Annotated in this window: 9 protein-coding genes; all 9 read left to right on the forward strand. The window is 39.7% G+C overall.

Annotated elements, in window-relative coordinates:
• Positions 1–225 precede the first annotated feature (225 nt).
• Complete coding sequence (locus tag ACWIT3_RS00310) at positions 226–2,334, forward strand: hypothetical protein (protein WP_457160868.1); 2,109 nt, start codon at positions 226–228, stop codon at positions 2,332–2,334.
• Between the two features lie 174 nt (positions 2,335–2,508).
• Entirely contained in the window at positions 2,509–3,879 is a 1,371-nt protein-coding gene (trhP, locus tag ACWIT3_RS00315; protein ID WP_457160869.1) for a prephenate-dependent tRNA uridine(34) hydroxylase TrhP, read from the forward strand.
• Positions 3,880–4,154: 275 nt separating this feature from the next.
• A complete protein-coding gene (gene queA, locus ACWIT3_RS00320; protein ID WP_457160870.1) occupies positions 4,155–5,246 on the forward strand; it encodes a tRNA preQ1(34) S-adenosylmethionine ribosyltransferase-isomerase QueA in 1,092 nt (363 codons plus the stop codon).
• Positions 5,246–6,010 carry an HAD-IIB family hydrolase gene (locus ACWIT3_RS00325; protein ID WP_457160871.1) on the forward strand — a complete coding sequence of 255 codons (765 nt, stop codon included), beginning with the start codon at positions 5,246–5,248 and terminating at the stop codon, positions 6,008–6,010. Before queA ends, ACWIT3_RS00325 begins: the two co-directional genes overlap by 1 nt.
• Positions 6,011–6,033: 23 nt before the next feature.
• Positions 6,034–7,383 (forward strand): anaerobic C4-dicarboxylate transporter DcuC, encoded by a 1,350-nt coding sequence (dcuC, locus tag ACWIT3_RS00330; protein ID WP_457160872.1) that lies wholly within the window; start codon positions 6,034–6,036, stop codon positions 7,381–7,383.
• Between the two features lie 138 nt (positions 7,384–7,521).
• Complete coding sequence (gene tgt / locus ACWIT3_RS00335; protein WP_457160873.1) at positions 7,522–8,673, forward strand: tRNA guanosine(34) transglycosylase Tgt; 1,152 nt, start codon at positions 7,522–7,524, stop codon at positions 8,671–8,673.
• Between the two features lie 395 nt (positions 8,674–9,068).
• A complete protein-coding gene (gene yajC, locus ACWIT3_RS00340; protein WP_046339350.1) occupies positions 9,069–9,365 on the forward strand; it encodes a preprotein translocase subunit YajC in 297 nt (98 codons plus the stop codon).
• Positions 9,366–9,390: 25 nt separating this feature from the next.
• Positions 9,391–11,241, forward strand: coding sequence for a protein translocase subunit SecD (secD, locus tag ACWIT3_RS00345; protein WP_457160874.1), 1,851 nt, complete (start codon positions 9,391–9,393; stop codon positions 11,239–11,241).
• Positions 11,242–11,251: 10 nt separating this feature from the next.
• Positions 11,252–12,223 carry a protein translocase subunit SecF gene (gene secF, locus ACWIT3_RS00350; protein ID WP_457160875.1) on the forward strand — a complete coding sequence of 324 codons (972 nt, stop codon included), beginning with the start codon at positions 11,252–11,254 and terminating at the stop codon, positions 12,221–12,223.
• Positions 12,224–12,236 lie beyond the last annotated feature (13 nt).

Consider the following 12,236-nt stretch of genomic DNA (forward strand, 5'->3'; position numbering starts at 1 on the left):
TCACCCATTTTCTTAACATTTGTGTTTCACAACGGGCTGACATCGCTCATTGCGTAATGTAAGTAGCCGCGATATTTTCCCTGAGCGCCACTCCCTCATAGCAAATTCAAACAATAAACAACAAATTTGATTTATCATTAAACAGGTGGCTTTATTTGTACTGAGTATATGAATTCGCTATACTTTCGCCATACAAAATACTTTAGAGTAAGGACACAGTGAAAAATGAATAGAAAAGCGAAAATTGCGCTAACGTTATCAACAATTACGCTTATTTTAGGGAGCGCGGCACAATACTATACTAATCATAAAATTGATCGTGTCTTAAACAGCTTTCCCTATCATGTAAAAGATCAATTAACACTGCATGTTGTTGAAAAAAACAAAAATTTTTTTCACCGCGAACTGATTTTCAGTCTTGAAAATGACCAACAGCAAAAAACAGATATTATTTCAACAAATTTAACCGCGCTTCCTTTTACTATTCTCGCCGAATCTCATGTGCCTCCTGCGCTTATCCGCGAATTAAATAAAAAATTAAATATTACAATTGATAAAAACAGCATTAATAGTAAATTTTCTGTTGTTGGTGACTATCTGCAATCCGATATTGTGACGCAATTTAGGGATCTAGCAAATAAACCACAAGATTTACAAGTGAGTATTAACTATGCTGCCAAAACCAAAGCGATGGAGATTCAAAGCCAACTTTCCGCGTTTAACTACGACGCCAAAACGAAATTAGAGGGCATTACGGGTCAATACGTGTTCATTCCAACAGGTGAACATCATTACGATTTGGCTGAACTCGATTTAATGATTAAACGCGCGGATATCTATTTATTAAATGGTGAAAATACCAACATAAAAATTGACAACGCTAACTATCGTTTTAACAAATCGTTAATGGAACAACATTATGATCTTGAGACGTTTGTTAATGTGCAAAACGCAACAATTTCAAATAAAAATAAGACCTCAGAAAAAGATCAAATCGAGCTAAACGACGTTACCCTGACCAGTACACAACAACGTATCCCAAACAGCTTAACGATCTATCATGAGTGGGAAAACTTTATTGAACAAAATAAAACTTTACCAGATGCCATCCATTTATTGAGTCAACTGCTTTTTAACAATGACAAGGTCGAAGCAAAATTAACTGTCAACGCATTGAGTGTACCACTCCATGCCAATAGTCACCAATTCATTACTGTGCAGGATGCTGCCTTCACATTGGATTCAGATAATCAAGAGAGAACTCATGCCAATACCACCGCTACCCTCAAAATAAAACAACTGACTCAAACTGGTTCAGAAAATGAAAAATTAAATATACAAGGGCTTTTAGCAAGTCAAAAATTAAATCAATTTAACTTAAATGCACGGTTAAAGGCATTGCCTTACTATTTTGGGCGTTGGAAAAAAACCGTCACACCATCCACTTTCCCAGCAAAAGATGATCTCGAATTTATTGAAGTAGTAAAACAACTTGCCACAAATTTTGAAGAGCAACGTGAATCGACATTAACGATTGAGACATTAACTTATAAAACACCGTTGTTCGCCACGGATATTTCCTTAAACCAGTTAAACTTTACACATTTTGACGGTTGGCAAGACATGAAATATGGTTCAACGTCTTCGTTAGCAATTAAAAATATGATGCTTAATACACTGGGCATGCAATTCAATGATGTGGAATATCAAATACCATTAAGACTAACTACTCGTGCGAATCCCTCGCCATTAGACCTGTGTTATGACAATACCTATTACCATGTATGCCCATTTTATCTTTCTGAAAAAAGCTATAAAAAATGGCAAAACAGTTTTATTCAAGAGACGAAACCCACTATTGACAACGCACAATTTAAAATGGATGTAGACACCGTTCCTCATACACAAGCCTATCCTGTCAATATTGCACTTACGCTGGGACTCACACCCAAAAACAGCGAAATCATGATGCCATCTATCATGACAGGACTTCCTTATTGGATCCCATCAGATATAGATGTTAAAGTAACATTTGCCAAAGGGCTCGCTCATAATGAAAGCCATCTTGCCCAACTTACACCAGAAAAAAGGGCGGCATGGCAAACACTTTACGATATCATCAAACCCAATGCTCAATTAGCACCTTATTTTGCTGATGAGGGAGAACACTATACATTCCATCTTATTCAACAAAATCATGTGCAAACAATTAATGGTCAACCGCTTGAGGACGTCATAAAAAAACTTGTCTCTCCACCCCAATTAGACGATTCGTCTGTGCCTGCTGCAACAGAAACGTCCCAACCTGCAACTGTTGAGCAAGAGACCCCTTAAGCACAGCATACATCCAAAAGCACGATCCTGTTCAACCATGTATTCATCTAGATCGTGCTTTTTCTTCTCATTCACGCTTTCTGCTTTACAAACCCTAAAATCCCCCTACAATATTGCCCTTTAATTATTCACAACAGTGAATACCTGACTTGTAATCAGACTAACGGAAAACTTATGACAACTTTTACTCCCGAGCTATTGTCACCTGCTGGCTCATTAAAAAATATGCGTTATGCCTTTGCTTATGGTGCTGACGCCGTTTATGCAGGTCAACCTCGTTATAGCTTACGTGTGCGTAACAATGAATTTAATCATGCTAATTTAAAAATCGGTATTGATGAAGCACACGCGTTAGGCAAAAAATTCTATGTAGTGGTGAATATCGCACCGCACAACTCAAAATTAAAAACCTTTATTCGCGATTTAGAACCCGTGATTGAAATGGGACCAGATGCATTAATTATGTCGGATCCTGGCTTAATTATGTTAGTGCGTGAACATTTCCCGCACGTTGCGATCCACCTTTCAGTACAAGCGAATGCTGTAAACTGGGCATCAGTAAAATTCTGGAAACAAATGGGCTTAACTCGTGTGATTTTATCGCGTGAACTTTCATTAGATGAAATCGCAGAAATTCGCCAACAAGTGCCCGATATGGAAATTGAAGTGTTTGTACACGGTGCATTGTGCATGGCATATTCTGGTCGCTGCTTATTATCAGGCTACATTAACAAACGCGATCCAAACCAAGGAACTTGTACCAATGCGTGCCGTTGGGAATATAGCGTGACCGAAGCGAAAGAAGATGAAATCGGCAATATCGTGAATGTGGGAGAAGAAATTCCAGTAAAAAATGTGGCACCAACACTCGGTGAAGGCGATACCACCAGCAAAGTATTCTTACTTGCAGAAAGTCAACGCCCAGAAGAACAAATGTCTGCGTTTGAAGACGAACACGGCACTTACATTATGAACTCAAAAGATCTGCGTGCTGTTCAACACGTGGAAAAATTGACCGCACTTGGTGTGCATTCATTAAAAATCGAAGGTCGTACAAAATCGTTCTATTACTGTGCAAGAACGGCACAAGTGTATCGTAAAGCCATTGATGATGCCGTTGCGGGTAAACCATTTGATGAAAGTTTAATGAATACCTTGGAATCCTTAGCGCATCGTGGTTACACGGAAGGTTTCTTACGCCGCCATACACACGATGAATATCAAAATTATGACTATGGCTATTCAATCTCTGAACGCCAACAATTTGTTGGTGAGTTTACCGGTAAACGTAATGAGCAGGGTATGGCTGAAGTGGCTGTAAAAAATAAATTCTTGCTTGGTGATGAAGTGGAAATGATGACACCGAAAGGCAATATCGTGTTCAAAATCCAACATATGCTTAATCGCAAAAATGAAGAAGTGGAAGCAGGATTAGGGGATGGTCATTTCGTGTTCTTAGACGTGCCTGAAGATGTACAATTAGATTATGCATTATTAATGCGTAATTTAGTCAACACGAATACACGTCAACCTCATGCAGCTTAGTTGATTGATAAACAACTCTCCTGCATAACACATCTAGTACTTTTTTGTTAAAAAAATGTTGCATTTGTTATTTTTATGTGTATAATGCAACCCATACCCTAAAAAGTATGACTCCAAATATATTTTGCCCTTTCATTTTGAAAGGGCTTTTTTTATCTCGAATCTTACGAAATTGATTCTGATCGTAAAACCTTTGATTTTTCCTTGTGCAATGTCTGAATTCACAATAGACTTACGCCCACACTTTTTAGATAACATTCAATACTAGATTTTTTATGCGCGTTGCAGATTTTAATTTTGACTTACCTGATGAGCTCATTGCTCGTTATCCTAAAACCGATCGGACATCAAGCCGCCTTTTACAACTCAATGGTGAAAATGGTGACATTTCACACCGCACTTTTGCCGACATTCTGACACTGATTGACGCAGGAGACTTACTGATTTTTAACAATACCCGCGTTATCCCCGCACGGATGTTTGGCCGTAAAGCAAGTGGAGGGAAAGTAGAAGTATTAGTCGAACGCATTTTAACCGAAACACGTTTTCTCGCTCATATTCGTTCATCAAAAGCACCAAAAGAAAACACAACTCTCTTTTTGGGTGAAGATAAATTAGGCGAAAATCAGGGAATAAAGATGATTATGGTTGCACGCCATGACACCTTATTCGAAGTAGAAATCGCTGAAAAACAAGGCGCACTTTTAGACGTATTACAGCAAATAGGGCATATGCCATTGCCACCTTACATTGACCGTCCTGATGAAGATGCAGATAAAGAGCGTTATCAAACTGTCTATAACAAAGTCCCAGGGGCAGTTGCTGCACCAACAGCGGGCCTGCATTTTGACGATGACCTTTTGGCAAAATTAAAAGCAAAAGGGGTAAACTTTGCTTTCGTTACCTTACATGTTGGCGCGGGGACCTTCCAACCAGTGCGTGTAGAACATATTGAAGACCATAAAATGCACGCTGAATATGTTGAAGTCCCTCAAGCCGTCTGTGATGCGATCATTGCAACAAAACAAGCTGGCAAACGTGTGATTGCGGTTGGAACAACTTCCGTGCGCTCCGTAGAAAGTGCGGCATTAGCAGCAGAAGAAAATGGCAGTGCGCAACTAATCACGCCCTATTTCTCAGATACGTCGATTTTTATTTACCCAGGTAAACCATTTCGTATTATAGACGGTTTAATTACTAACTTTCACTTACCAGAAAGTACGCTAATTATGCTAGTTTCTGCGTTTGCAGGTTATAAACACACCATGGCAGCTTATCAACAAGCGGTTGCCAATCGTTATCGCTTCTTTAGCTATGGCGATGCGATGTTTATTACCAAAAATCACCATGTAACAGGGCTTGATTGATGATTTTTGTGTTTGATATAGATGGGACAATTTGCTTCGATGGGAAACAGATCCCAATGGAAATTGAACAGGCACTGGAACAATTAATGGCATCTAGCCATCAGCTGATTTTTGCTTCTGCTCGTCCAATTCGAGACTTGCTCCCCCTGTTAAACGATCAACTAAAACAAGCGATCTTAATTGGTGGAAATGGTGCTATCACACAAATCAACCAACAGATTGAAGCCCGAACCCCTATATCAAACACAGATTTTATCTATCTACAACACTGGATTGATACTTTCGATCTCGATTATTTAGTCGATGACGTCTGGCATTACAGCAAACGAATTCGACAACCGCATCCGATTGAGCAACAAATTGATCCCGCAAAATTGGCAGAAAATAAGCCGCTCTTAGCGTTTCACACGCCAATCAAAAGTCTTTTGCTTAACTTGTCTGAAGTACAATATCGAACACTCAAACAACATCTTGAGACTCGCCCGCTCAACTTGGTGAGCTACCACGAAAAGCACCAAGGCTTTCATCTGGATATCACGGCTCAAAATATTAACAAATATCACACATTAAACGCGATAATTGGTGATCAAAAATACATTGCCTTTGGTAATGACTTAAATGATCTCATGTTATTACAACATGCACACTATTCTGTTTGTATTGGTGATGTCGCACCATTGCAGTCTGTTACAAACACCACACTTTCCTGCAATCCAGTACAGATTGCGGAAAAAATTACACAATTGATAGGATCTATTCCTTAAATTTATTAAATGGAGATTAACTTATGGATCTAATTATCGGCATCATTGCCGTCATCCTTGTAGGGTACTATATTGTTAAGGGCTACTCGGCAACAGGCGTACTCATGACGGTAGGTTTGTTATTACTTTTATGTAGTGTGTTATTAGACAAACCTATCTTACCAAGCAGTGTCAAATCAACGGGCAGTGTCTACTTGGATATTTTCGAGTATGTCAAATACTTATTGATGAACCGCGGTGGTAACCTCGGTATGTTAATTATGGTGTTATGTGGCTTTGCTGCTTATATGACACACTTAGGTGCTAATGACATGGTGGTAAAACTGGCTTCACAACCCCTCAAATATATTAAATCACCTTATTTATTAATGATCGTCGCCTATTTCCTTGCTTGTTTAATGTCTTTAGCAGTACCATCTGCAACAGGACTCGGTGTACTATTAATGGCAACGTTATTTCCTGTTATGGTCAATGTGGGAATTTCACGTGGTGCGGCAGCCTCAATTTGTGCTTCACCTGCTGCGATTATCCTTTCTCCAACGTCAGGTGACGTTGTATTAGCAGCTGAAGTTTCAAAAATGCCATTATTGGATTTTGCGTTTAATTTGACATTGCCTATTTCCATCATGGCGATCGTCTCTATTGCGATTGCACATTATTTCTGGCAACGTTATTTAGATCGTAAAGAGGGTCATGTAGCAGAAATGTTAGAAGTGGGTGAAATTAAAACCGACGCACCACGTTTCTACGCGATCCTCCCTTTTACTCCAATTATTGGTGTCTTAGTGTTTGATGGCAACATTGCACCAGAACTCCATATCATCACTATTATTGTCATTTGTTTGGTTTTAGTGGCGTTAATCGACTTCTTAAGAACCTTCAGTGCAAAAAAAATGTATGAAAATTTACACATGGCGTATCAAGGTATGGCTGATGCGTTCTCAGGTGTTGTTGTACTTCTCGTTGCCGCTGGAGTATTTGCACAAGGATTAAGTACGATCGGATTTATCCACTCTCTCATCGATTCTGTACAATCCGTTAGTACAGGTGGCTTCCTGATGATGCTCGCGTTGGCATTAATCACCGCACTTGCTGCGATTACAACTGGTTCTGGTAATGCGCCGTTTTATGCGTTTGTTGAACTGATTCCTAAGCTTGCAACACAAATGGGCATTAACCCTGCTTATTTAACCATCCCAATGTTACAAGCTTCAAATATTGGTCGTAGTTTATCACCAGTATCTGGCGTGGTCGTCGCCGTGTCAGGTATGGCAAAAATTTCACCGTTTGAAGTCGTGAAACGTATTTCCGTTCCAATGATCGTAGGTTTAATTGTCGTCATTGTAGCAACTGAAATCATGGTTGTTGCTTAAGCACACAATTTGACTTATGTGAGTTGAACCCATACAATAAAAAACTAATAGTCAAAATAAGTCTCTTAAAAGCCTGTTGAATACAGGCTTTTTTATTCAAAAACGCTTCGAACTGTTTATTCGTTGAAAGGAAATTAAATGAAATACGAACTTGATAAAACCGACGGCAACGCAAGACGTGGTCGCCTTATTTTTGAACGCCCACAAGGCACATTTACTGTGGAAACGCCTGCTTTTATGCCTGTAGGTACTTATGGCACAGTAAAAGGGATGACCCCAGAAGAAGTACGTGCAACAGGTGCAGAAATATTATTAGGTAACACCTTCCATTTATGGCTTCGCCCAGGTCAAGAAGTGATGCGTAAACACGGTGATTTGCACGATTTTATGCAATGGCATCGTCCGATTTTAACTGACTCTGGTGGCTTCCAAGTATTCAGCTTAGGCAAATTACGCAAAATTACGGAAGAAGGCGTAAAATTCCAAAACCCAATTAATGGTGAACGCATTTTCTTATCACCCGAAAAATCAATGGAAATTCAATACGATTTAGGTTCTGACGTCGTGATGATTTTCGATGAATGTACCCCTTATCCAGCCACCTTTGACTACGCCAAACAATCCATGGAAATGTCATTACGTTGGGCAAAACGCAGTCGTGACCGCTTTGATGAATTAGGCAATAAAAATGCCTTATTCGGGATTATTCAAGGCGGGGTTTACGAAGAGTTACGTAAAATTTCCGTAGAAGGCTTAGTGAAGATCGGTTTTGACGGTTATGCCGTGGGCGGTTTAGCCGTCGGTGAACCCAAAGAAGATATGCATCGTATTCTAGAGTATGTTTGCCCACAAATTCCAGCGGACAAACCACGCTATTTAATGGGTGTAGGTAAACCTGAAGATTTAGTCGAAGGTGTTCGCCGCGGTATCGATATGTTCGACTGCGTCATGCCAACTCGTAACGCACGTAACGGCCATTTATTTGTGACGAACGGCATTGTGAAAATTCGTAATGCGAAATACCGCGATGACACAACTCCACTCGATCCTGAATGTGATTGCTACACTTGCAAAAACTACACCAAAGCATACTTATATCACTTAGATAAATGTAACGAGATTTTAGGTGCAAGATTAAATACTATTCATAACTTACGTTACTATCAACGCTTAATGGCTGAAATTCGCCAAGCGATTGAGCAAGATCGCTTCGATGATTTTGTGAACGAGTTTTATGCAAGAATTGGTAAGCCAGTCCCCCCATTGCAATTAAGCGAGAAGAAGGCTTAATGTTTTCTATAAAACAGATTGTTGGCAGGATCACACATCGAAATACGCACCAGGTTCTGCTAACCATTATGCTGAAATAACAATTATGGGGCGACTAAAATAGCTGAGGTGTTACATCTCATTCTTTCATTTGCCCCATTCTACTTTTCATAACTAAAACGACTCTCTTCCCTCTCTTTGCAGGTTCATCCTACGAAGCCAAAATCAGGGTATTTTGTACAGGATGATGATGATCACTTGCTTCATCTTCAACAACTCGGTGAAATATCTTATCAACTTGCTCCGCAAAAATAATGCCAATTCCTTTCACTTCACCTGATTTTATGGTATTTTTAGCAAGCGATTTTTTCGTCAAATTTATGTTTTAATTTTACTTTCAAGAAGGGAAATAACAAATGGAAGCTCAACAAGGTAGTCCAATCTCAATGTTGTTTATTTTCGTATTGTTCGGATTGATTTTCTATTTCATGATTTATCGTCCACAAGCAAAACGTAATAAAGAACATAAAAAATTAATGTCTGAGTTAGCGAAAGGTACTGAAGTATTAATCGCAGGCGGTTTAATTGGCCGTATCACCAAAGTCTCTCCAGATAGCGATAGCATTATCATTGCATTAAATGACTCAACTGAAGTAACGATCAACCGTAACTACGTTGTTGCAGTGTTACCAAAAGGCTCATTAAAATCTTAATTTTTTCATTCCTAAAGGGACAACTATGTTAAATCGTTACCCTCTTTGGAAGAACCTAATGGTGATCCTCGTGATCGCCATTGGTGTTTTATATTCTCTTCCAAATCTTTATGGCGAAGACCCTGCCGTTCAAATTTCAGGAACACGGGGACAAGAAGCCAATACTGAACTATTTAGTGAAGTACAAACTTTATTAAATCAAAACAATCTAGAAACAAAATCCATTATCTTAGAAAACGGCTCTATTCTTGCTCGTTTTAATAATACAGATACTCAACTTCTCGCCAAAGATAAATTATCGGAAAAACTCGGTAATCATTACTCCGTGGCGCTCAACCTCGCCCCCGCTACACCAAAATGGCTCACATCAGTTGGCGCCTACCCAATGAAATGGGGACTTGATTTACGCGGTGGTGTACGTTTCTTAATGGAAGTCGATATGAATTCGGCGTTAACAAAACGCCAAGAACAGTTACAAGATACGCTCCGTACTCAATTGCGCAAAGAAAAATATCAATATACTGCGATTAAAGCAGGAGATAACTTCAGTACCTTGGTGACGCTCTTAAAACCCGAGCAATTGGAAGAAGTAGAACGTTTTTTACGTAAGCAACACCCTAATTTAGTGTTCAAAACAATAGCGGATAATACCTTTTCCCTTGAATTGTCTGAAGCGGCATTAAATGAATCGCGCGAAAGTGCCATTGAACAAAACTTAACAATTTTACGTAAACGTGTCTCTGAATTAGGTGTTTCTGAAGCCGTGATTCAACGTCAAGGAGCTGAACGGATTGTTGTTGAACTACCTGGGGTACAAGATACTGCGCGTGCAAAAGAAATCTTGGGGGCAACCGCGACATTAGAATTCCGTTTAGTCAACGAAAATGTCAACCTCGACTCAGCAACACGTGGCTTTGTCCCAAATGACTCTGAAGTCAAATTAGATCGTCACGGTCGTCCAGTGGTGCTTTACAAACGCGCCGTATTGGGTGGCGAACACATCACAAATGCAAATTCAGGTGTAGATCAGCAGACTTCTCGTCCACAAGTTAGCGTCACGCTAGACAGTGAAGGCGGTGAAATCATGTCGCAAGCAACACGTTTAAATCTCAAAAAACCCATGGCAACGTTATATGTAGAATATAAAGACAGTGGTAAAAAAGATGAAAACGGTAAAGCGATCTTAGAAAAACATGAAGAAGTGATTAACGTAGCCACCATTCAAGGTCGTTTCGGTAGCCAATTCCAAATTACAGGTATTGATAGCCCTGCTGAAGCCTTGAATCTCGCAGTACTTCTGCGTTCAGGCGCATTAATTGCCCCAATTCAAATCGTTGAGGAACGCACAATCGGTCCATCACTTGGTGCTGAAAATGTACGCCAAGGCTTAGAAGCAAGTCTCTGGGGACTGATTGCAGTCATCATCTTTATGGCATTGTACTATCGAAAATTCGGCTTAATTGCAAACGTTGCATTAGTGGCGAATATTGTACTCGTTGTAGGTTTGATGTCTCTGCTTCCTGGTGCAACACTTTCAATGCCAGGAATTGCGGGGATCGTTTTATCCGTCGGGATGTCTATTGATGCTAACGTACTAATTTTCGAGCGTATTAAAGAAGAAATTCGTAATGGTAGACCGATTCAACAAGCCATCCATGAGGGCTATTCAGGCGCATTCACCAGTATTTTTGATGCAAACTTAACCACCATTTTAACCTCTGTGATTCTTTATGCAGTTGGTGCGGGGCCAGTTAAAGGCTTTGCGATCACCCTTGCGCTTGGGGTAGGTATTTCTATGTTTACTGCTATCGTGGGTACTCGCGCGATTGTGAATGCTTTATACGGCGGCAAACGTCTCAACAAATTGTCGATTTAGCGAGGACATTGTGAGTTTATTTACAGATAAAAAAGAACCGACTGAAGTCGGAAATATCAAGTTACCCTATCGCTTAATTCGCTTTATGGATACGCGTAAATGGGGATACTTTGTTTCGGTATTTGTGATTGCTGTATCTCTCTTTTTCATTGTGACAAAAGGGTTTAACTGGGGACTTGACTTTACGGGCGGTACAGTTATTGATATGAGTTTTTCACAGCCTGCTGAATTGGATAAGGTGCGCTCTACTCTTGAGCAAAATGGTATTCAAGGTGCTGTAGTACAAAACTCTGGTAGCGTGAAAGATATCATTATCCGTTTACCTGCTGCAATAAGTGATGCAAACATTGGTAATCATATTAAAGATATGCTTGCTTCATCAGTTGATAAAAACGTCACAGTACATAGCATTGAATTCGTTGGACCTAACGTCGGTGAAGAATTAACACAATCAGCCATCTACGCCACACTTGCTACGTTATTAATGTTATTAGTGTACATTGGTATGCGTTTCGAATGGCGTTTAGCTGTGGGTGCGGTAGCGTCTTTAGCACATGACGTATTTGTCACACTCGGTTTTTTCTCTTTATTCCAAATCGAAGTGAACCTGACGTTTGTTGCGGCGATCTTAACTGTTGTGGGTTACTCATTAAACGATAGTATTGTTGTATTTGACCGCGTCAGAGAAAATATGCGTAAAATCAGACGAACAGATGTTATCGATATTATCAATATTTCCCTTTCACAAACGTTATCAAGAACATTAATGACCTCTGTCACAACAGTTATTGTGGTCATCTCTTTATTAATTTTTGGTGGCCCGAGTATCCATAGCTTCTCAGTCGCACTATTGATTGGTATTGGCTTTGGTACCTACTCTTCTATTTTCGTTGCAATCGCATTGGCCTATGATTTAGGCTTAAAACGTGAACATATGCTGCCTCCGAAAGTAGACAATGACGATCTAGATGATATTCCATAATTAACATCGTACC

It is taken from the genome of Pasteurella sp. P03HT, from assembly GCF_054052285.1.

Excerpts from the sequence above, each read along its gene's own strand:
- trhP (WP_457160869.1), top strand. The coding sequence starts at position 2,509 with ATGACAACTTTTACTCCCGAGCTATTGTCACCTGCTGGCTCATTAAAA.
- ACWIT3_RS00310 (WP_457160868.1), top strand. The coding sequence starts at position 226 with ATGAATAGAAAAGCGAAAATTGCGCTAACGTTATCAACAATTACGCTT.
- queA (WP_457160870.1), top strand. The coding sequence starts at position 4,155 with ATGCGCGTTGCAGATTTTAATTTTGACTTACCTGATGAGCTCATTGCT.
- yajC (WP_046339350.1), top strand. The coding sequence starts at position 9,069 with ATGGAAGCTCAACAAGGTAGTCCAATCTCAATGTTGTTTATTTTCGTA.
- tgt (WP_457160873.1), top strand. The coding sequence starts at position 7,522 with ATGAAATACGAACTTGATAAAACCGACGGCAACGCAAGACGTGGTCGC.
- dcuC (WP_457160872.1), top strand. The coding sequence starts at position 6,034 with ATGGATCTAATTATCGGCATCATTGCCGTCATCCTTGTAGGGTACTAT.
- secD (WP_457160874.1), top strand. The coding sequence starts at position 9,391 with ATGTTAAATCGTTACCCTCTTTGGAAGAACCTAATGGTGATCCTCGTG.
- ACWIT3_RS00325 (WP_457160871.1), top strand. The coding sequence starts at position 5,246 with ATGATTTTTGTGTTTGATATAGATGGGACAATTTGCTTCGATGGGAAA.